The sequence below is a fragment of the Sphingobium xenophagum NBRC 107872 genome (assembly GCF_000367345.1).
In the GTDB taxonomy this organism is placed as follows: domain Bacteria; phylum Pseudomonadota; class Alphaproteobacteria; order Sphingomonadales; family Sphingomonadaceae; genus Sphingobium; species Sphingobium xenophagum.
Window position 1 is genome coordinate 14,496 of sequence record NZ_BARE01000044.1, and the last position, 22,578, is coordinate 37,073.

At 61.6% G+C, this 22,578-nt stretch carries 13 protein-coding genes; 4 read left to right on the top strand and 9 right to left on the bottom strand.

Annotated elements, in window-relative coordinates; translation table 11 throughout:
• Positions 1–6: 6 nt before the first annotated feature.
• A complete protein-coding gene (locus tag SX1_RS22880; RefSeq protein ID WP_019054003.1) occupies positions 7–2,052 on the top strand; it encodes a glycoside hydrolase family 2 protein in 2,046 nt (681 codons plus the stop codon).
• Positions 2,053–2,202: 150 nt separating this feature from the next.
• On the opposite strand, the gene SX1_RS17280 is transcribed toward SX1_RS22880, so the two are convergent.
• The 8 genes from SX1_RS17280 to SX1_RS17315 form a co-directional block, all read right to left on the bottom strand.
• Positions 2,203–4,098, bottom strand: coding sequence for a glycoside hydrolase family 97 protein (locus SX1_RS17280; RefSeq protein ID WP_019054004.1), 1,896 nt, complete (start codon positions 4,096–4,098; stop codon positions 2,203–2,205).
• A gap of 44 nt (positions 4,099–4,142) precedes the next feature.
• Positions 4,143–6,029, bottom strand: coding sequence for a glycoside hydrolase family 97 protein (locus SX1_RS17285; protein WP_043145925.1), 1,887 nt, complete (start codon positions 6,027–6,029; stop codon positions 4,143–4,145).
• Positions 6,030–6,163: 134 nt separating this feature from the next.
• Positions 6,164–7,045 (bottom strand): SMP-30/gluconolactonase/LRE family protein, encoded by an 882-nt coding sequence (locus tag SX1_RS17290; protein ID WP_019054006.1) that lies wholly within the window; start codon positions 7,043–7,045, stop codon positions 6,164–6,166.
• Positions 7,045–7,827, bottom strand: a complete 783-nt coding sequence (gene xylB, locus SX1_RS17295) for a D-xylose 1-dehydrogenase (RefSeq protein WP_019054007.1) — start codon at positions 7,825–7,827, stop codon at positions 7,045–7,047. The genes SX1_RS17290 and xylB overlap by 1 nt, the downstream gene beginning before the upstream one ends.
• A gap of 54 nt (positions 7,828–7,881) precedes the next feature.
• Positions 7,882–9,033: a fumarylacetoacetate hydrolase family protein gene (locus SX1_RS17300; RefSeq protein WP_019054008.1), complete on the bottom strand. Its 1,152-nt coding sequence runs from the start codon at positions 9,031–9,033 to the stop codon at positions 7,882–7,884.
• A 139-nt stretch (positions 9,034–9,172) separates the two neighbouring features.
• On the bottom strand, positions 9,173–10,414 hold the full coding sequence (locus tag SX1_RS17305; RefSeq protein ID WP_043145927.1) for a cation:proton antiporter: 1,242 nt from the start codon (positions 10,412–10,414) through the stop codon (positions 9,173–9,175).
• A 453-nt stretch (positions 10,415–10,867) separates the two neighbouring features.
• Positions 10,868–13,744, bottom strand: a complete 2,877-nt coding sequence (galA, locus tag SX1_RS17310; protein WP_043145929.1) for a beta-galactosidase GalA — start codon at positions 13,742–13,744, stop codon at positions 10,868–10,870.
• Between the two features lie 92 nt (positions 13,745–13,836).
• On the bottom strand, positions 13,837–14,811 hold the full coding sequence (locus SX1_RS17315; RefSeq protein WP_019054011.1) for an alpha/beta hydrolase: 975 nt from the start codon (positions 14,809–14,811) through the stop codon (positions 13,837–13,839).
• Positions 14,812–15,215: 404 nt separating this feature from the next.
• Between SX1_RS17315 and SX1_RS17320 the strand changes: the two genes are divergently transcribed.
• From SX1_RS17320 to SX1_RS22885, 3 genes are all read left to right on the top strand, one after another.
• Complete coding sequence (locus SX1_RS17320) at positions 15,216–18,116, top strand: TIM-barrel domain-containing protein (protein WP_019054012.1); 2,901 nt, start codon at positions 15,216–15,218, stop codon at positions 18,114–18,116.
• 233 nt (positions 18,117–18,349) lie between these two features.
• The gene (locus tag SX1_RS17325; protein ID WP_019054013.1) at positions 18,350–20,719 is read left to right on the top strand and encodes a glycoside hydrolase family 127 protein; all 2,370 of its coding nucleotides are present in this window, start codon (positions 18,350–18,352) and stop codon (positions 20,717–20,719) included.
• Between the two features lie 76 nt (positions 20,720–20,795).
• A complete protein-coding gene (locus SX1_RS22885; protein WP_167539648.1) occupies positions 20,796–21,863 on the top strand; it encodes a glycoside hydrolase family 62 protein in 1,068 nt (355 codons plus the stop codon).
• Positions 21,864–21,999: 136 nt separating this feature from the next.
• Here the strand turns inward: SX1_RS22885 and SX1_RS22890 are convergent.
• The coding region (locus tag SX1_RS22890) for a class I mannose-6-phosphate isomerase (protein WP_019054015.1) at positions 22,000–22,578 on the bottom strand (579 nt) is incomplete at its 5' end.

Sequence of the window (22,578 nt, forward strand, 5' to 3'; positions counted from 1 at the left end):
TTGGCAATGGACGAAGCCTTGGCGGCGGAGCGCGGAAGGACGCCAATTGACGCCGTCTGGTCCTTCCTGCGCGCAGATGCGCCCGATGCTGCGTCGCCCGATTTTGACGATTCAGGCTGGTCGCGGGTAACCCTGCCCCACAGCTTCAATGGCAGCGATGGCGATGATGGCGGCAGCTATTATCGGGGTCCGGCCTGGTATCGCACGAATGTCGTGATGCAGGTAAAGGCGTCCGATCGCCGTTACTTCCTGGAATTTGACGGCGCTGCGCTGGCCACCGACCTATGGGTCAACGGTCGCCGGATCGGTCGGCACGAAGGCGGCTACGCCCGCTTCCGCTTCGATGTCACCGATGCGTTGCAGGCTGGCCGCAACAGCGTCGCTGTCCGCTTGGATAGCACCCGCCTGCCCGATATCGCTCCGCTGGGTGGGGATTTCACGGTTTTCGGGGGGCTATACCGCCGCGTCTGGCTGGTATCGGCCGATGCGCTGCATTTCGACATGAAGGATAGCGGCGGTCCCGGCGTCTATGTCTCCACACCTGACGTAACGGCGGGCGCCGCCCGGATTCGCGCGCGGTTGCGGCTGGCCAACGATATGAAGGCCGACGCAGGCGTGCGCTTTCATATAAGCCTGCACGATGCCGATGGCCGCGAAGTCGCGCGTGCGGAAGACCGGACCCGCTTGCGATCGGGCCGCACGAGCGAGGTGACAGCAGACATGGCGCTGTCAAACCCGCACCTCTGGAACGGCATCGCCGATCCCTATCTCTACACGGTCGTAGCCACCCTTTCCGACGCCAGGGGCAAGGTCCGTGACCGTATCGAACTGCCGCTCGGCATCCGCTCGATCAAGGTGACCGCCGACAAGGGGCTGTTGCTGAACGGCAAGCCCTATCGCCTTCATGGCGTGAACTATTTCCACGCCCAGCGGCCCGGCCGGGGAACAGCCGTCACTGACGAGGAAATATCCGATGACATGCAGATCATCGCCGATATGGGCGCGACCGCGGTCAGGTTCGTGCATTACCAACACCCTCAGCGCGCCTATGAAGAGGCGGATCGCCGGGGCTTGCTGGTGTGGACGGAAATCCCCCTGAACGGCGTGATCGACAAGGGCGAGGCTTTCGAACGCAATGTGGTTCAGCAAATGCGAGAACTGATCGCCCAGAACGCGCAACATCCCTCCGTCGCCGTCTGGGGGCTTGGCAACGAGGTCTATGAAGTAAGCGACGATGTGCTGCGCCTGCTGCGCGCTGCGCAGGCGACGGCGCAAGCCGCCGATCCGTCGCGTCCGACCAGCTATGCGCATTGCTGCCAGAATGACGACAACCCCAAGGCGCTCGTCGCAGACCTCAGCGCCTTCAACCGCTATTTCGGCTGGTATCCCGACCAGAAGGGCTCACTGGGCGATTGGGCGCGGAAATTCCATGCCGCTTTCCCCGACCGTCCTTTCGCAATCGGCGAATATGGCGCGGGTGGCGGTATTCGTGCGCAGGAAAGCGACCCCGCCCCACCTGTCACGACCAGCGCCTGGCATCCCGAACAATATCAGGCGCTTTCCCATGAACAGAGCTGGCGCGGAATCCGGGATCTTCCCTATCTGTGGGGCTCCTTCATCTGGGTCGCCTTCGATCTGGCGTCCGATGGGCGAAGCGAAGGGGATCGTAGCGGCATCAATGACAAGGGATTGGTGACATATGACCGTGCGGTCAAAAAGGACGCCTATTACTGGTATCAGGCAAACTGGTCCGACCGGCCGATGCTGCACCTGACCGAACGCCGCCACAGCTACCGGACGCGGGATCGGGTGACGGTCCGCGCGTACAGCAATCAGTCGTCGGTTCGCCTGAGCGTGAACGATCGATCCTATCCCGAAGTCCCCGTGGTCGATCATGTGGCGACTTGGACCGACGTGGCCCTGACGCCGGGAAGCAACCGGATCGCTCTGTCGTCGGGTGACCTGCGGGACGAGGCCCTCTGGACCTATGACCCTAACGCCCCGCTCCCCAATCTGCCGGTCGGGAATGTCGATCCTCCGGCCAGACAATGATGGCGGGCAGCGGCCGGATCGCCGCATGGCGCGGCGAACGGTCCGCATCTCCGAGGGTGGGAAATGATACCTGCGGAGAATCGTAACAAATGACAGGAAGGCCGCCATGCTTACTGAGCATGGCGGCCTATTTTGTTGCGTCAGCATGGTTCAGGAAACGGGCCTGATGTGGATGACGGCACCGCCCCCGGCGCTCATCTGGACCGACAGCGTATCGCCGCTGGTGACCTGCCGCGCCGTGCGATCCACCATGTTGGGCGAGGCGCCGTCCTGCCAGACCGTCGCTTCAAAACGTCCCGATCCCAGCAGGGAGAGCGGAATGTCGACGCGCCGCGCGGTTCCGTTCGTCATGGCCCCGATGTACCAATCCCTCCCCTTGCGCCGGGCGAGGACGATATGGCTTTCCGGCGTGCCTTCGATGAAGCGGGTTTCGTCCCAAGCGGTCGGCACTTGCTTGATGAAATCGAAGCCGCTGGCATTCACATAGGCTTCGGGTGCATCCGACACCATTTGCAGCGGACTGTCATAGACCACGTACATTGCCAGCGCCTGGCCGCGACTGTGCTGCGATGTAGGCATGGAGCCGTCGCGCGGTCCTGGCGCTGTTGCGCCATTGCGGAACCCACCCGGCGTGTAATCCATCGGCCCTAGCAGCATGCGCGTATGAGCGAGCCTCACATTATGGGCCGGGTTTACGCGGCCCCAGGCGAACTTGTCATGTTCCGCACCCATCACGCCCTCTTGCGTGATATAATTTGGATAGGTGCGCTGAAGCCCCGAAGGCGGGAAGGCGCCGTGCATGTCTAGCAGCATATGTCGCTTCGCTGTGGCCTCCGCGACCCGCACATAGAAATCGACCATCTCCTGATCGTCGCGGTCCATGAAATCGACCTTGATGCCCTTGATCCCCCAGCGCTGGTAGAGGTCGAGCGCCTCGTCGAGCCGCGCATCGAGGGGGAGCCAGTGCACCCACAGCAGCAGGTCTACGCCCTTTCCCCGCGCATATTGCACAAGGGCAGGAATATCGATGCCCGCCTCCGCGCGGGTGATGTCATTTTCGGGATGGGGCCACAGATCGCAACACTGGCCGGTCTTATAGGCCCAACCGGCGTCGATCAAAAAATAGGGAAAGCCCGATTGCGCGGCGAAATCAATGAAATGCCGATAGCGGTCCATGGTAGGGGGCGGCGTTTCCATCGGGCCCGACCACCAGTCCCACGCCGCCTTGCCCGGCTTGACCCAGGAAAAATCTCCACTGGCCTGTTGCGAGAGATTGCCCACAATCGGGGAGGCGATCAGGTCGCCCGCGCGGTCGCCCGCGCGGTCGCCCGCCATGATGACACGCCAGGCGCTGTGCAGGCCGTCAGGCGATTGCACCGCCACATAGGGGCGTCCCTTGCGCGGGAACAGGCGAACGTCGAGGCCACCTGCGACCGGCTTCAGAGCAAAGCCAACATAGCCGCCTATGCCGGCCTGGGTAAGCGCGAAATGCGTCTTGCCCGATGCGGACGCACAAAGCATGGGAAGATCGTAGAGCTTCGAGCGATCCAGCGCGGACACCGCCTTCAATTGCCACGGCCGTTCGTGCGAGCCTGTCAGTTCCGAGACTTCGCATTGCGGATCGCCGACCAGGCGGAACCCGGTTTCCTCACCGGCAATTTCCACAGGCTTGCCGCCGGGCAAGACATAACGGAAGGCCACCCCTTCATTATAGGCGCGCGCTTCGATCGACAGGGTCCGGCCGCCTGCCGCACGTTCGCGAAAGCGGATGACCGCACCATTATAATGATCCCTGGCCTCGCTCGCTTTCGTGGCGACGAGGGGAATGGTGCGGTCCACCCGTTGCTTCGCGACATCAACGAGCGTCAGCGGCCCCAAGTCCGGTTCATTGGCGATGTCCAGGCCCAGCGGCGCATCCTTGACGATCATCTCGCCCTTGCGCGTCACCGAATAGCTTTTGCCATCCGGTGCTACGCTGATGGCAATGCTATGATCGGGCGACAGAATGGCGACGGGCGCTGCTGCCGCCAGTAGCAGGGGAATCATCACGATTGTCCTTTGGTGGAGCCCAGGCTGGCGTGTCGCACCAGTTAGCGGATGGGTCGGATATGGATGGCAGCACCGCCCCCAGCGCTCATCTGGACCGACAGCCTATCACCGCTGGTAACCTGCCGCGTCGTGCGCGCCACATCGTTGGCCGAAGCACCATCCTGCCAGAGCGTCGCTTCAAAGCGACCGGCCCCCAACAAAGACAGCGGGATTTCGATGCGCCGCGCCGTCTCGTTGGTCATGGCTGCGATATACCATTCCTTCCCCTTGCGACGGGCAAGGACAATATGGCTCTCCGGCGTGCCATCGATGAAGCGCGTTTCGTCCCAGGCAGTCGGCACCTGCTCGATGAAATCGAAGCCGCTGGCGTTCGCATAGGCTTCCGGCTTGTCCGACACCATCTGGAGCGGGCTGTCATACACCACATATTGGGCCAGCGCCTGTCCGCGCGTATGCAGCGTCGTCGGCATGGACCCATCGCCGGGTCCTGCGGCCTTCGCGCCATTGCGGAACCCGCCAGGCGTGTAATCCATCGGCCCCAGCAGCATCCGCGTGTAGGTGAGCTTCACATTATGGGTTGGCGTTATGCGACCCCAGCCGAACTTGTTCCATTCAGCGCCCATCACGCCTTCCTGCGTGATATAGTTGGGATAGGTGCGCTGAAGCCCCGAAGGCGGGAAGGCGCCGTGCATGTTGAGCAGCAAATGCCGCTTTGCCGTCGCTTCCGCCGCGCGCACATAGAAAGCGACCATCTCCTGGTCGTCGCGCTCCATGAAATCGACCTTCACGCCCTTGACGCCCCAGCGCTGGTAGAGGTCGAGCGCCTGGTCCATGCGGGAATTGAGATGTGCCCAATGCACCCACAGCAGCAGGTCCACGCCCTTGCTCCTGGCATATTGCACCAGAGCGGGGATATCGATGCCGGGTTCGGCGCGGGTGATGTCGGTATCCGGGTTCGGTTCGACCCCGCAGCACTCGCCCGATTTATAGGCCCAGCCAGCATCGACCATGAAATATTGAAAGCCCGATTGCGCCGCGAAATCGATGAAGCGGCGATACCGATCCATGCTCGGCTTTTCCGACGTCGACGGACCGGACCACCAGTCCCACGCCGCCTTGCCCGGCTTTACCCAGGAAAAGTCACCAGTGGCCTGCCGCGACAGATTGCCGATGATGGGGGAGGCGATCAGGTCGCCTGCACGGTCGCCGGCCATGATGACCCGCCACGCGCTGTGCAGACCATCAGCGGACCGGACAGCCACATTCGGGCGATCCTTGGGCGAAAACAGATGAACGTCTAACCCGCCCTCGACCGGCTGCAACGCCGAGCTTGCATAGCCTGCAATCCCCGACTGAGCCAAGGCGAAATGGGTCCGTCCGGTGGATGAGGCGCAGACCATGGGCAGGTCATAAAGCTTGGCCCGATCAAGCGCCGCGATCGTCATCGAACTCCATGGCAACTCGTGCGAACTGGCAAATTCGGTCACCTCGCAGCGCGTGTCGCCAGTCAGGCGAAAGCCGGTTTTTTCGCCAGCGATGGCGACCGGCTTGCCGCCGGGAACAACGTAGCGGAAGGCAACGCCCTCATTATAGGCGCGCGCCTCGATCGACATGGTCCGCCCGCTGCCGCCCTTTTCGCGAAAACGGATGACAGCGCCGTTATAATGATCTTTGGCCTCGCTTGCCTTCGTGGCGGTGAGCGGAATCGTGCGATTGACCGCCTGCTTACTGGCATCGACGAACTTGAGGTTGGAGAATTGCGGCTCGTTCGCCATCTCCAGGCCCAGCGGCGCATTGCGGATGATGATTTCACCCTTGCGAGTCACCGAATAGCTTTTGCCATCGGGGGCGACGCTGATGACGATGCTCTTGTCGGGCGACGCTACGGCCACCGGCGCAGTCGCGGCTGCCAGCAAAATGGGGATCACGTCCGTCTTCCTTTCCTTATTCGTTTATCACTGCCGCCGTGGGATATTGACTTGCGCCGACGCGGTTTCGGGCATGTCCTTCTCTCCCCCATGGCGCGCACCATTCCGTCGGAACATTGCGCAACGATTTTGATCTAGCTGGCGGTCAGGGCGACCTTGGGTGCCGGAAGGCCCGGCACATCCACACGGAAACTGAAAAGGTCGCCCGCACCCGGCTGCTGCGCACGTTCGGCCGCCGACAAACCCTTGTGCGCCGTCGTCGCATAGGCCGTGCAAAGATCCGCACCGCCGAACGCGATCTTCGTCACATTGGCCACGGGGAAACTGACGGTGTCCAGCAATTCCCCTGTCGGGGCATAGCGATGGGCTTTCCATCCACCGAAAAGGCCGATCCAGATGCAGCCTTCGGAATCGACGGACGGCCCGTCGGGATACCCTTGTGCGGGGTCGATGGTGACAAGACGGCGTTGGGAAATGGGCAAGCCGTCATCGCACAGCGTACAGGCGTAGATGGATCCACCCAGCGTATCGACATGATAGAGGGTGCTGCCGTCAGGGGACAATGCAGGGCCGTTCGTGATCGCGCAGGGCGCGATGGTCGTGGCGACGACTTTCCCGTCAGCGAAGCGGTAAACGCGGCCCGTCGACCGCGTCTCGCCATCATCCATGCTGCCGAACCAGACAGCGCCAAAACGATCGATGACGGCGTCGTTCAGCCGGTTGCCGGGCTCGGACGCTTCTGGCGCGGCGAGCAACTCAAAGCTGCCACTTGCCGGATCGAACATATGGATGCCGCTTTGCAGGCCCGCCACCATCCGTCCGCTGTCGGTCGGAAAAATCCAGCCGGGCTGGGCAGGGGCATTCCAGCTTTCGAGCCGATCCGCCCCCGGATCGAAACGATGTATCTTTTGTTCCTTGATATCGACGAACCAGAGCTTGCCTTCACTCTCGGACCAATAGGGTCCTTCGCCCAGCGTCGCGCCGACCTTGCAAGCCTGTTCGACAGGGCCAGGCATCAACGCCAGCCCGCGTCGACAAAATATTCATGGCCCGTGCACATGCGCGCATCGTCAGAGGCAAGGAACAGGGCGAGCGCGGCGACATCATCGGGCTGGATTCGATCCTTGAGGCACTGTGCTGCAACGATCTCCTTTTCGCCCTCCGGCGTGTACCATTGCATCTGGCGCGGAGTCTGGACATTGCCCGGAACGATCGTGTTGACGCGGATATTGTCCGGCCCAAGATCGCGCGCCAGTGCGCGGGTTAAACCTTCGATCCCCGCCTTGGCGGTCTGGTAGAGTACAAGATCGGCCAGCGCGAGATGCCAGCTGATCGAACCAAGGTTGATGATGGCGCCGCCACCCGAACGCCGCATTCCCGGAACAACCGCCTGCGCCGCGAAGAACTGGTGCCGCAGGTTCACGGCAATGCGGTCGTCCCAATATTCGGGGGTAATATCGTCAATGCTGTGGCGGTCGTCATTGGCAGCGTTGTTGACCAGAATGTCGATTGCGCCCTGTTCCCGTTCAACATCAGCAATCGTCTGCCGGATCGCTTCGATGTCGCGCAGGTCGCAGTAGCGGTACAAGGGCGCGTGCGCCACGTCGCCGCTCAGCCGTTCGACAAGATCGTGTGAAGGGGAATCGAGAATGTCGATGAACAAGACCCTGGCACCCTGACGGGCAAAGGCTTCCACCAGCGCCTCTCCGATACCGGCGCCGCCGCCGGTCACAAGCACATGCTTGTCCGTCAGGCTGGGATAGACAGCGCGCACAGCTGTCGGGGTCTTGAGCTTCAACAATGATGGTCTCCGGCAGAAACGGGGAATTGGAATCGACGGGCCGGGCGCATGTCAGGCATGGTCCTGCATGACAGGCGGCTGCAACAACCCACGGCCAGCAAGGTTAGCCATCAACGTGGCGATACCCGTCGTCCAGGGCGGCGCGCTCTTCGACGTCGTGACGCGATTGACCAGGGTAGCGAGGCGCTCGGAGGAAATGCGCACGACGTCGCCGGTCCTGTGGGTAAAGCCGCGGCCGGGCACGTCGCGGTCCTGCGTCGGCGCGAACAATGTGCCGAGCATCAGCGCGAAGCCGTCGGGATATTGATGTTCGCTAAGCGCCTGACGGACGAGTTCTTCGGGATCGCGGCTGATTTCGCGCATGGAAGAAACACCGGCCAGATGATAGCCGTCGCTGCCCGTGATCGTCAGTTCCACCACCGCATCGCGCACATCATCCATCGTAAAGTCCTGATCGAACAGCCGGATGAACGGACCAAGCGAGCATGACGCATTATTGTCCTTTGCCTTGCCCAGCAGCAGCGCGCTGCGTCCCTCGAAATCGCGCAGGTTGACATCGTTGCCCAGCGTCGCGCCCATGATACGCCCGCGCGGATCGACGACCAGGACGATTTCAGGTTCTGGATTGTTCCAGGATGAATCCGAACGCACGCCGATTTCATCACCCCAACCGACGGTCGAAAGGACGGGAGCCTTCGTGAAAATTTCCGCATCAGGGCCGATCGCGACTTCCAGATATTGCGACCAGAGGCCCTCATCCGCCAATGCGGTCTTGAGCACAGCCGCCTCTGCCGAGCCCGGTACGACGGAACGGATGCTACCCCCGATCCGGTCTTCCAGCTTGGCGCGCACCGCCGCCGCGGCATCGGCGTCGCCACGGGCCCGTTCTTCGATCACCCGCTCCACCGCCGAGACGGCAAAGGTCACACCTGCGGCCTTCACGCATTGCAGATCGACGGGCGAAAGGATTTTCAAGGCGGGAAGCAAGTCGTCAAGCGCGCCCAGATGGTCGCCCGTTGCGGCGGCGGGATCAGGCATGGCAAGCAGCGCGGAGACGGTCGGTGCCGTGGTCGCGACATCATAGACCTCGCCATCGCGGATGAGGATCGGTGACGGTCCCGCAACTGTCGCAATTCGCCCGACAAATACCGCCGACCGCCAGTCGGCGCACAGCAAATCTGCCGCTGTGGAAGCGTCCTTCACCTACTGTTCCTCCCGCTAGACATTATGATAACGCTATCATTTCCTTTGTGTACGTCTTTTGTCAAGAGAATTTCAATTTCGACCTTGGGCAGGCCGATCCGTTCAGCATCATAGATGCGGCCTGACGGGGGCATTGAGTTCATCGATGCCGGTTCGCTTCGACCGGGTCCCGCGCAACCCCCGGATGGGCCATCAAGAGCCGAAGCTTTGGCGCCGCCAGCGGGATGCTCAGCATCGTGCTGGCAATTGCCATCAAAAGCAGGGCGGTAAAGCTTTCCGGCGAAATGATCTGCCGGTCCAGCAGGATGTTGGCGAAGATGATCATGATCAGCGCCTTGGTCTGGAGCAGCCAGCCGATAAGAGCGGCTTCGCCCTTGCGCCATTTCAGGACGCGGCCCGCGCACCACAAACCCAGCAGCTTGCCGCCAACGGAAGCGATCAGCAGCAGCGCCGCCGCGCCGAAAACGGCGATGCCCCCGACGTCCCACTGCGTCTTCAATCCCGTGCTGAGGAAAAAGACCGGCATGACCGCCAGCAGGACATGATCGCGGAAGAGGTCCATCCGTTCCCGATCGAACCATTCCGCATCGAGCACGGCACCGGCAAGGAAAGCCCCGACCATGAAATGCAGTCCGCACCAATCCGCTGCGAACCCGCAGGCGGCGAGCCAGATAAGCGCGCCATACCAGCGATCGCGCTCAGCCAGCCGCGGGACCACCCGACGAACCAGCCATGCCGCAGCGACGAAGGCCATGATGAACATCGCTTGCCGACCGATGCGATCCCAGTCGAGAAGGATCAGCGCCAGCACACCCCAGATAGCGATATCATCCAGGCTTGCATAGCGCAGGATCCGTTGACCCAGGGGCTCTCTCAAAATTGCGAGCTTTTCCAGAAACAGGACGAGGATAGGAAGCGCCGTCACCGCACAAGCCATGCCGATGCCGAGCACAACCTGCCAATCTTCGCCAAGCGGGCCGCGCCAACCGTCGTCAAGCGCCAGCAGCACCAAGGCTGCCACGCATCCCAACACAAGCGGTACCATCAGCGCCAGGCCGGACGTCACACCCGTTTCATAACGATGCCGCCACGCATGTCTCAAATCTAGCTCAAGGCCGGCAATCCATACGAACATCATCACCCCCCACCAGGCGATGCCGTTCAACGCGGCTACCACTTCGGGCCGAAATACGAAGCTGTAATAATCGGGGAAGGCCGCACCGATGACACCGGGGCCAAGCACCACGCCGCCGATGATCTGCATGACGACCAAGGGCACATAATAGTCGATACGGGCGATGCGCCAGACGAGATAGGGGATCGAGAAAATGATCAGCAACGCAATGAGGAAGACCTCCGTCGTCGACATGGTTCCGTGCATGCGTGCTCCCCTCCCAATACCCCGGCCAACTGGGGAGTTCCACGGATCGGCACGCCGATTCCCCATCCTCGACTCGGTGTTTATTTCTCGCACAAAATATCAGGCAAAAAGCATCCGCTTTTTGCCGCGGTAGAGACATATGGCGAACGTTAAAGGATAACATATTTCGTCGAGAGCTTGCACCCGGAGGAATCTTCCAGCCATGGCGGGCGTCAGGATGCAGACTCGAAGTCGTCCCGCCATGTTCAATCCCCTCCAGCTACAAAATATTATGTGCGCCAAACCGTCCGAATCATTCTGTAATGTCGGAGTTATCATCCAGATATGGAGGAGTCGAATGGTCGGTGGTAATCACCGGGATGTCATCATCGCCCTCTTCCGAAGGGGCTGATGCCTGCCACATGAGTGAGCAAAGTGAATTGGGACATCGCGCTGCGCAGGCCAGCGGGGGTATCAGTGATTGGCGACCGCGACCGGCTGGACCAGCCCCCCCGGCTTGGCGGCTTCATTTTCCACCAGCAGCGTCACAATCCGTTCGCCATTCCCCGGTGGTAGCGCAATGGCCAGCGCAGCCTCGTCATATCCCGGTTTGGTTGCGACCTGCCTGCCGTCCAGCCAGATTTCCGCGCGACCGATGATCCCGCCGAATTTCAGCATGCCGCCACGCGCCTGCACTCCGCGGCGCGGCGTGAAGCTTGTGCGCAGCACGATCCAGCGCTTGTCTTCCGGGGCGGCCTGAAGCTCGCCCGCGCCCAGCCAAAGCCAGCTGTTCATGTCGGTTTCGGCAGGCTTCATGTTCGGATCTGGCTTTTCGGGGAAAGTGGGCGACTGGCGCCAGCCCTCTATCACCTGCACCGACGCCGTCGGCGGAACCTGAGCGCGTGGGGTCGCTGGAAGGCGGCCTATGCTAGTCCGCGCTGGACGCACACCCGGCGCGTTCACCGTCACCACCAGTGGCCCCGCGCCCGCCTGCGTCCGCACGATCAGCTGTGCCAGACCGTTGAACAGACGGCGGCTTTCACCCTTTTCCGCCTCATGGCTGTTGGGATCACCATTGCCGTGCCCGATAATCTCCCCGCCCGAAATCGTGAAGCTGACCGGAAGATTGGCGGTGGCGACGTGGCGTCCCTTGGCATCGATCGCGTCGATCGTGATCGGCTGCACGTCCTCGCCGTCGCCCGCCATCAGCATCCGGTCTGGCGTCAGGCGCAATGCCACGGGCGCACCTGTCGTCTCCACCACCGCGCGCGTGACCTCCCGCCCGCCGCGATAGCCGATCGCCTCGATCCGCCCCGGCGCATAGGGCACTTGCCAGCGCGGCATCTCGAACCGATCAACGTCCTGCTCGCCTATAGTCTTGCCGTTGAGGACGAGCCGCACCCGATCCATATTGGTCAGCACCATCACCGTGACAGGCTGTCCCTCGCGCCCCGGCCAGTTCCAGTGCGGCACGATGTCGATCAGCGGCTGGTCGTCCACCCATTGCGCGCGATGGAGCAGGAAAGCGGTCTTGGGAAAGCCGCATAGATCCATGATCCCGAAGAAACTCGACCCCGACGGCCATTCATAGGGGGAGGGTTCACCCCGATAGTCGAACCCGGTCCACACAAACGCGCCCGCGACGAAGGGGCGGGTGGCGATCGCCTTCCACGCCTCGCGATGCGTGTTGCCCCAGCTTGACCGCACATCGTCATAAGAAGCAAAGACGTGCGCCGCCTGGTCGCTTTCATAGGCGCCGCGCGTCATGAAGGCGCTCGTATCTTCCGAACTGATCATTGGCAGGTGAGGATTGGCGGCATGGAACCGGTCATATTCGCCGGGCTGGTAGTTGAACCCCACCACATCGACCGCCTGGCTGACATTTTTCGGCGCATAGAGGCCCGCGTTCATCGCCGCCGTGACGGGCCGGCTGTCGTCCAGCGCCTTCACCTCGGCGACCATGCGGCGGACCATTTCATAGCCCGCTTCGCTGCCCTGCATCGGTTCTTCGTTGAACACCGACCAGATGAAGACGCTCGGCCGGTTGCGGTCGCGCCGGATCAGCCAGCGGAGTTGCTCGATATAGTCAGGGCTGGTGTTGAAATTGCGATTCTCGTCCATGACGAGCATCCCCAGCCGGTCGCACGCATCGAGCAACTCGGTCGCTGGCGCATTGTGCGAACAGCGGATCGCGTTCGATCCCATCGCCTTCAGCCGCCCAATCCGCCATTCCCACAGCGCATCGGGAACGGCGACGCCCACGCCCGCATGATCCTGATGATTGCAAGTGCCCTTGATCTTGAGCGGCTCGCCGTTGAGGAAAAAGCCCTTGTCGGCATCGAAGCGAAAGGTGCGAAAGCCGATCCGCAGGGTGCGCCGGTCGTCCGGCTGACCCTCGCGCGTCAGACGGGCGCGCAGCGTGTAGAGGTTGGGCGCATCGACGGACCAGAGCTTGGGGTCTGGTACCGCCAGATCAAGATGAGCCTCCTGCCTGGCCAGTGGCGGCACCGTTACCCCAGTGCTTCCCTGTGCGACCACACGGCCTCCGGCGTCGGTCAGTTCGACCGAGAAAGTCGCATTTGCCTCTGCCTTCAATATGTTGCCCAGCGTCGCCGTGACGGGCACGCTCCAGCGACCGTCCGGCCCCAGCCGTGGATCGGCATGAATGCCATCAGTCTCGATATAGACCGGCGGACGCTTCGCCAGCCACACATGGCGATAAATGCCCGCGCCTTCATACCACCAGCCTTCCATCTTTTCGGCATCGACGCGCACGACGATGCTATTCAGATGATCGCCGAACCGGGCGGTTGGCGTCAGGTCCAAATAGATGGAGTTATAGCCGCTCCAGTTATGCGCGATGACCGATCCGTTGAACCAGATCGTCGCATGGGTGGCGATCGCGCCCAATTGCAGTTCGAGATATTTGCCCCGATCCTCCGGCTCCAGCCGCAGGGTGCGCCGATACCAGGCATAGCCGCGTCGACGGTATCCCTGCGACGGGTTGGCGTCGCTGTCGAACGGCATAGCCACCGCCCAATCATGCGGCAGATCGACATTCGGCCAGTCCGAATCGTCGAAATTGGTTGCCGCCGCGCCTTGCGCCTGCCCTGCCTTGGCATTGGAATAGCTCCAGCCATGGCCCTTGATCTCAGGAGCGGGGATGTCCCCCTGATGGAATTGCCAGGCGCGATCCAGCAGCAGGCGTCCCGGCTCATCAGGCTCCGGACGGGAGGGCAGGACCGTTCGTGAGGCTGGCATTGGCAGGCCCGGATGCGGACCGGTCCTGACACTGGCCGCCTCGGCTCCCGCCACAGGAGCCATCGCGGCGACCGATCCCGCAGCCACCATGAATTCCCTGCGTTTGAGGACAATCGGCGACTGGCTGCCCGACACGGACTTTCCTCTCAAACCTGTTATTTCCCGTCTGGCATGACGAAGGATCAATGCTGCTGTGGCGGGAAAATGCCGTGCCGGGCGGCGAAGGCCGCAAATAATGTCGGCCATATGGACGCGGGTTCGCTTGCCGGCAAACGCACGCCGAATCCGTGCCCACCATGCTCGAAGACATGCAGCGCGACTGGCCGTGCCTTGGCCTGCATCGCCTGAAACAGGGCGATGCTGTTGGCCACCGGCACCGCTCCATCGTCGGCGGCGTGCATCAGGAAAACTGGCGACGTTTCATCCGTGACCCGCAGCTCGACCGATCGCGCCTTGCGGGACGCTTCCGTCGGGTTCTGACCGAGCAGGGCCGCGCGAGACCCCTCATGCGTGAACGGCGCATCGACGCTGATCACCGGGTAGATGAGGCCGGCAATATCGGGCCGCGCCGAAAGGCCATCGGCCGCATCGACCGGGGCATAGACGGGCTCGGCATGGCATGTGGCGAGCGATCCTGCCAGATGACCGCCAGCCGAAAAACCGAGCACCCCCACGCGCTCCGGCATGATGCCGAACTGCTGCGCCCGCGACCGGATCAGGCGCATGGCCCGCTGCGCGTCCTGCAAGGGCACATTTTCCCGCTGCCGCCAGCCTTCGCCCGGCAGACGATACATCAGGATGAACGCGGTCACCCCTTGCGCATTGAGCCAATCGGCCTGACTGACCCCTTCATTGTCATAGGACAAGAACCAGTAGCTTCCGCCTGGAACGACCAGCATCGCAGTACCGTTGGGATGTTTCGGGCGGCGCACGACCAGGAAGGGCCGATCGATCCCGCTGATCCAGCGGTCAGGTTTGGCGGGATCACGCGATTGATCGTCAACCTTGCGGGCGATCTTGTTTCCGGATGCACCGGGTGGGGAAGCGGGCCACAGGTCGATCACTTCGTCGGCGGGCGCCGACTGCGCCAACGCTCGTACGGGCACCGTCGCCAGAACCGCACCGGCACCTATCACCATACGTCGGGTGATCGTCATACTATCCTCTCTGTCGGGTGGCTGACGGTGATGACCGCGCCCGTCCGATCCTGCGCCCATCACATTTACGGGCAAATATATTTGTATGAGTATAATCGGATAACCAGTTCGTCAATATGAAAGCCGACCGGTTGGCATGCATTTGGTCTCATACCGGGTCGATGATTGAATGCGCCATATCAGCAGGACATGACGACCCGCTGCCCACAGGCGTATGGCCAATATGCGTCAACTGCGCACACTTGAATGCCATGTCTCCATCATTCAACCGCCGCTCAACAGCGTGTTGCCCCTGGCCCTGCGGTTTTCGCTCTCACCTTGAACTGACGTCTCAGTCATGACATAGCCGGAAAAACTACTCATACAATTTGAGGGTCAGGATGCCGAATCGGTTATGCTTGTCTGTGGCGATTGTTGGTCTCGCGCTTGCGCTGCCAGCAGCGGCCGAAGAGGTCCATAGCGGGCTTACCGCGACCGGCGAGATCGCCAATGTCGCGATTGCGTCCTCGCCCGCCTTCCATTTCGTCCAGTTGCGGAACGGCGTTCAGTTTCAACTGAACGGAACGGTCAAGACGGTCCTTTTCTACGGGCCGGACGTCGTGCGCGTAAATGCAAGCCTTGGCCAGTCACACTGGGGCCAGCCAAGCCTGGTCGTCACCCAAACGCCCCAGCCAGTCCGCTTTGCCGTGGCGGAATCGGACGCAACGCTGAGCCTGACTGGCGACAAGGTGCGGGTGGCGATCGACAAGCGCGACGGGGCAATCAGCTTCTTCGACGCAAAGGGTCGGCTGTTGACGCGCGAAAAAGCCGGCGCGCCGCAGTCCATCACCGCACGCACCGTCGCTGACTCCCCGACCTATGAGGTCGAGAATCGCTTCACCTTGAAACCCGGCGAGGGCATCTACGGCTTCGGCTTTACCGACGATGCAGAGGTGAACCGGCGCGGCAAGGATCTGCTGCTCGTCCAGACCAATATCGGCATCATCATCCCCGTCATGCTGTCGACCGAAGGCTATGGCGTCCTATGGGACACCTATTCGCAAATGCGCTTTACCGACAATGCGCAGGGCGCGCGCTTGTGGGCCGAGGACGCGCCGGGCGGCGTCGACTATTATCTGATGGCGGGCGACGGCATGGACGATGTGGTCGGCGCCTATCGCCGGCTGACGGGTCAGGCGCCCATGTATCCCAAACAGGCGTTCGGCCTGTTCATGAGCAAGGAGCGATACCCGACGCAAGACCGCCTGGTCGAGGTCGCCCGCTCCTTTCGCAAGGAAGGCTTCCCGCTCGATTACATCGTGCAGGATTGGCAATATTGGGGCAGCGACAAGGATGGCACCTGGTCGGGCATGATCTGGAACCCGGAACGCTATCCGGACCCCGAAGGGATGACGCGGGCGATCCACGAACTCCACATGAAATTCATGATCTCGATCTGGCCGTCAGTGGGCAATGACACGGCGCTGGCGAAGGAGTTGGACCAATATGGCCTGCGCTTCGCCCCGCTGCACTGGATTTCGAAAAAGGCGCGCATCTATGACGCCTACAGCGCCAAGGGACGCGAAATCTATTTCAAGCACATCAAATCGGGCCTGCTCGACAAGGGCGTCGACGCCCTGTGGATGGACGGAACAGAGGTGGAGGCAAGCTCCGCCATGTGGGACCCCCACTCCAACGTCGTCGATACAAAGGCGCTGGGCCGCAACGCCATGGGCGATTTTTCGCGATACCTGAACCCATATACGCTGCTGACGACGCAGGGCACCTATGATGGGCAACGCGCGACAACTGACAAGCGCGTGCTGACGCTGACGCGATCCGCGTGGGCGGGCGCACAGCGAACGGCGGCGGCATCCTGGTCCGGCGATACAAAGGCAAGCTGGGATACGCTCAGGAAGCAGGTCGCGGGCGGCGTCAACGTCACCGTCACCGGCAACCCTTATTGGACGCAGGATATTGGCGGCTTTTTCGTCGATGATTTCCCCGGCGGTGAAAAGAACCCGGCCTACCGCGAACTGTTCGCGCGCTGGTTCCAATATGGCGCCTTCAATCCGTTGATGCGCGTGCACGGCACCAGCATCGAGCGCGAACCCTATATCTTCAAGGATATGGACCCGGCTATGTACAAGTCGCTGCTCGATACCGTCCATCTGCGCTACCGCCTGCTACCTTATATATACAGCCTGAGCGCCAGAGTGACGTCGGACGGCTATACGCTGATGCGACCGTTGCCGATGGACTTTGCGAACGATCCGGCAACCTACGACATCAACGACAGTTTCATGTTCGGATCATCGCTGCTGGTCCACCCCGTCACGCGGGCCATCTATCATATCCAGCCGCCGCCACCCCCGACGATCCCCGCGGCCTATCTGCGCACCGGGGACGGCAAACAGGGGTTGACCGTGCAATATTTCCAGGGTCGCAACTTCGACACGCCCAGGGGGACCGGGCAGGTCGACGAGCGGGTCGACCATATCTGGCCGGGACCGCCGCTTGCGGAAATGCCCGCCGGACTTACCGCCCTCACCGACTTTTCGGCACGTTGGGAAGGGGAACTGGTCGCGCCAGAGGACGGCGAATATGAAATCGGCCTGTCGGGCGATGATGGCTATCGCCTGTATCTGGACGGCAAAAAGGTCTTGGAGGACTGGAACGACGGGCCCAATCGCCATGCTGGCGTGAAGCGCGTGCTGCGCAAGGGGCAGCGCGTCCCCATCCGTATTGAATATTATCAGGGCGGGGGCGGTCGATCGCTGCGGCTGGCGTGGCGCACGCCGGGCGAGCTGCGGACCATGGCGGCGACCAAGCCGGCGCAAGACCTGTCGATGACCACCTACCTGCCCAGGGGCAGCGACTGGTATGATTTCTGGACGAACCAGCGCCAAGCGGGCGGGCAAAGGGTAACGCGCGACGCACCGTTGGACGTCATTCCCTTGTACGTCCGCGCCGGGTCGATCATCCCGATGGGGCCGATCGTGCAATATGCGACCGAAAAGCCGGACGCTCCGCTGGAAATCCGGGTCTATCCCGGCGCTGACGGCCGCTTCACCATCTATGAAGACGATAATGAGACCTACGCCTATGAGCATGGTCAGTCCGCCCGGTACGATTTGCACTGGAACGATGCGAAGCGGACGCTGTCCATCGGCGCACGGCAGGGCAGCTTTCCGGGCATGGTCGGGCGGCGACAACTTAATATCGTCATCGTCGATCCCGCCAATGCGACGGCCATAGCCCCCGCGCGCGCCGACCGCAGCATCACCTATGACGGGCACGCGATGACGTTGCGGTTCGGCCATTGAGGGCAACCGCACAGATCCAGGCGTCCATTCGGCATTGAAGGAGATGGGGGCGAACTCGGCTTGCGCTACGACGGCGCGGTCCATCGGGTCAAACTGGCAGAAAATGGCACTGGTCGGCTCACGCTGCTGCAATAGCGCAATTTCATGTTCAAAGATTTTGTCTGAGTATTTACAGGCCACCTTCGCGCAGATAGACTCGGCATGATCTCGACAATGCATGGCAGAGGATTTGGATGAGCAGCTTTTCGCGGCGCGGGGTCCTTGCAGGGATGACCAGCCTGACCACCATGGCCAGCGCCGGACTGGCGGCGGAGGAGGTTGGCCAGTTGGCTGCGGCCAACGGGCCAGCCAAGCCCTTTCCCCTGTCGCAGGTCCGCCTGAGGCCATCCATTTTTCTTGATTCGGTCGAAGCCAACAAACGTTATCTGCTCTCGCTCGATCCAGACCGTTTGCTCCATAATTTCCACCTGTTCGCCGGTATCGCGCCCAAGGGTGCGAAATATGGCGGCTGGGAAGCGCAGGGAATCGCCGGACACAGCCTAGGCCATTATCAATCCGCGCTCAGCCTCGTCTTTGCACAGACAGGCGACAGCCGCTTTCGCGACCGTTCTCTCGCGATCTCGCGCGAACTGGCGGCGGTGCAGGCGGGACATGGCGACGGCTATGCCGGGGCGACCACGGTGGATCGCGATGGCAAGACGGTGGACGGCAAGGCCGTGTTCGAAGAGCTTCGACGCGGAGACATTCGTACATCCGGGTTCGGGCTTAATGATGGCTGGGTGCCCATCTATACCTATCACAAGGTCTTTGCGGGCGCGCTCGACTCCCATCTGCATTGTCAGGACAGTGTCGCACTTGATGTCGCGATCGGCCTCGCCGGCTATCTCGGCACTATTATCGAAGGGCTGAGCGATGATCAGGTTCAGCAGATACTGGTCGCCGAACATGGCGGTATCAATGAAAGCTATGCCGAACTCTATGCGCGCACTGGCAACGCGCGCTGGCTGAAGATTGCGGAACGCCTCCGCCATCGCGCGGTGCTCGATCCGCTGGCGCAAGGGCGCGACGAACTGAACGGAAAGCATGCCAATACCCAAATTCCCAAGCTGATCGGCCTGGCGCGCCTGTACGAAGTCGCGCCATCGGAACAGCATCGCCATGACAGCGCGGGGGCGGCCATGTTCTTCTGGGACACGGTGACGCGCGACCACAGCTATGTGATCGGCGGCAATTCCAACTATGAACATTTCGGGGAGCCGCGCAAACTTGCGGGACGATTGGGCCAGCAAACCTGCGAGGCCTGCAACAGCTACAACATGCTCAAGCTCAGCCGCCATCTTTACGGCTGGACCGGGGATGCGCGCTATTTCGACTTTTACGAGCGCGCGCATCTCAATCACATCATGTCGCAGCAGCATCCTGCGACGGGGATGTACAGCTATTTCACCCCGCTTGCGTCCGGTTTCGGCCGCGTCCGTTCCACGCCGGATAATTCCTTCTGGTGCTGTGTCGGCTCCGGCATGGAAAGTCATTCCAAGCATGGCGACAGCATCTGGTGGCATCGGGACGACAGGGTACTTGTCAACCTGTACTACCCTTCCTCGCTCGACTGGACGGAAAAGGGCGTCCAGATCGAAATGGACACGGGCTTCCCCTTCAAGGACAGGGTGCGCATCCGTCTGGTCAAAGCGAATGCCGCCGTCGACCTCGGCCTGCGCGTGCCGCTCTGGTGCGCAGCGCCCCGGATCAGGATCAATGGCAAGCCAGCGCGGGCGAAGATCGCGAACCGCTATCTGATGCTGGACCAATTGGCGGCGGGCGATGTCATCGACCTGACGCTGCCGATGGGCCTTCATCATCAAACAATGCCCGATGACGACCGCATTCTGGCCTATCTCTACGGGCCGATGGTCCTTGCCGCCGACCTTGGCCCGTCCGACAAGCCCCGCGATCAATATTTCGATCCCGTGGTCGTTTCCGGTAGCGCCAAAGACGGTGTGCGCCAGATCGGCGGTGAGCCCGTATTTGCGCTTGGCGGCCAGAGCAGGCCGGAAGAGCTGATGCTCAAGCCCTTTTTCAATCAGCACGACAACCGCACTGCCGTCTATTTCCGCCACTTCACCCCGACGCAATGGACGACGGCGGAGGCCGGCTATCTGGCGAATGCGCGAGAGCAGGCCGAAGCGCTGGCGCGAACCATCGACACGATCCGATTAGGGGAAATGCAGCCCGAGCGCGACCACGCCTTTTCCGGCACGCCCAACACAGGGACGGTCGAGCATCTCGCCGAGCGCGGCCGCGTCGTCATGAAAGGCTTTTTCCAGTTCAAGCTGGCGATCCGGCCTGGGCCGGTCGAACTGCGCGTCGTCTATGCCGGGCCGGATCGCCACAGAGACTTCGCCATCCTCGTCAACGGCGAGCCGCTCGTCAGGGAGAGGCTGGCCGGGGAGCCGACCGTTCAGCGAAACATCGTCAGCTATCCCCTGCCCGATCATCTGCTGAGCGGCCGCGACATCACCGTCCGTTTCGAAGCGAACAGCGACCAGTGGGTGACCGTCTATGAATGCAGGACCGTTGCCGGCGGGAAAGCGCCATCAACCTGACATGCCACGGCCGTCTGAAGCAATTGCCAAGCCATCGGCCGCAAAGCCGGAAACCATCATGAGAGGATTTAGGACATTGAGAAACAGGCGTTATTCCGGATCGATCCTGACAGCCATTGCCGCACTGGGCGCAATGGCATCGGCAAGCGCATGGGCCGGTTCTTCGCAACCGGCCGGGTTTCGCTGGGAATCCTCTCTTCCGCTGATTACGCCCCCGGCGGATGGCGCGCCGGGCTTTCACGGCGTGAAAGACCCGTCGATCGTCTATCATGACGGCAAATATCATGTCTTTCTGACGACAGCGACGAGCAACGGCTGGGGGGTCGCCTATACCTCGTTCGCAGACTGGAAAGACGCACAGAAAGCACCGATCATCGGGCTGGAAAAGGCGCCAATGGGGCCGGGCTACCGCGCCGCGCCGCAGGTCTTCTACTTCGCGCCGCAAAAGCTGTGGTATCTGGTCTATCAGGGTGGGGATCCGCTCTATTCGACCAGCAGCGACATCAGCGACCCCACTTCGTGGAGCGCGCCCAAGCCCTTTTACGATACGGTACCCGAAATCGTGAAGCAGCCGAACGGCAAGCCGGGATGGCTTGATTTCTGGACGATCTGCGACGACCAGAACTGCTATCTCTTCTTCACGAACGACAATGGCAGCTTCTACCGCGCCGAAACATCGCTGGCGGAATTTCCCAAGGGATTCCACAACACCACCCGCGTCATGGAAGGCAGGAAGGAAGATATATTCGAAGCCAGCAATACCTATAAGATCGCCGGCACGAACAACTATCTGACGCTGATCGAAGCAATTGGTCCCAAGGGCCGCTATTTCCGCGCGTGGACCAGCGACAGTCTGGCCGGCGAATGGAAGCCGCTAACCCCGGACCCGATGAATATATTCGCCAGTGCCGACAATGTGCGCTTCAAAGGCCGGGTCTGGTCAGAAGGCGTTTCCCACGGTGAAATGATCCGCTCGACGAGCGATCAGACCATGGCGATCGATCCCTGCAAGCCTCTTCAGTTTCTCTACCAGGGACTCGATATGGAGAAGGGCAAGACATATGAATATATCCAGTTGCCCTACAGGCTCGGCGTGATCACTGCCAAGGGCCCCAATCCGATAAGCAAAATGTGCCCCAAATAACCTGCCGCTCATCGCAACTGCCGTAAGAGACTGTAGCAGGATAGGGTACGTCGTCTTGGGACGCATGGAGCCTCAATTGAGGCTCCATGCGATCGACAATATTGGCAGGTCAATCAGGTCGCCTGGCGCAGCGCCTTTATCGTGGGGTCGCCAGCAGGATCGAGGCAGGCGTGGTGACGTCGATTGTGCAGTCGCCAGTCAGCAGCAGGCAATCGCCCTTCGCCCATACCTCCCCATTGACCGTCCCCGCCCCGCTCAGCGGCGTGAACCACATCTGCTTGCAATCGGGCAGGCTCACCGATTTTTCGCCGTGCCAATGCACCAGGTCGAGCGTGAACGGCGCCTCAGTATCGGCGATAATGTGGCGTTCAGTGCCTAACGGCGCTTCGATTAGGTCGCGCGCATATGGCGCAAGGTGGCTGACGGCAGCACCATCCTCCAGATGCAACGCACGCGGCCTGCCATAATCATAAAGTCGGTAGGTGATGTCTGCATTTTGCTGAATCTCGACCAAGGTGATGCCTGCCCCGATCGCATGAACCGTCCCTGCAGGAATGAAATAGCAATCGCCCGGTTTCACCGGCTTCCAGTCGATAAGCTGTTCGATCGATCCATCCGTCGCGGCCGCGCGAAAAGCCTTGGCCGTCATGGGGCGGATCAAACCGATCCCCAATACTGCGCCCGGCTCGCAATCCAATATATACCAGATTTCGGC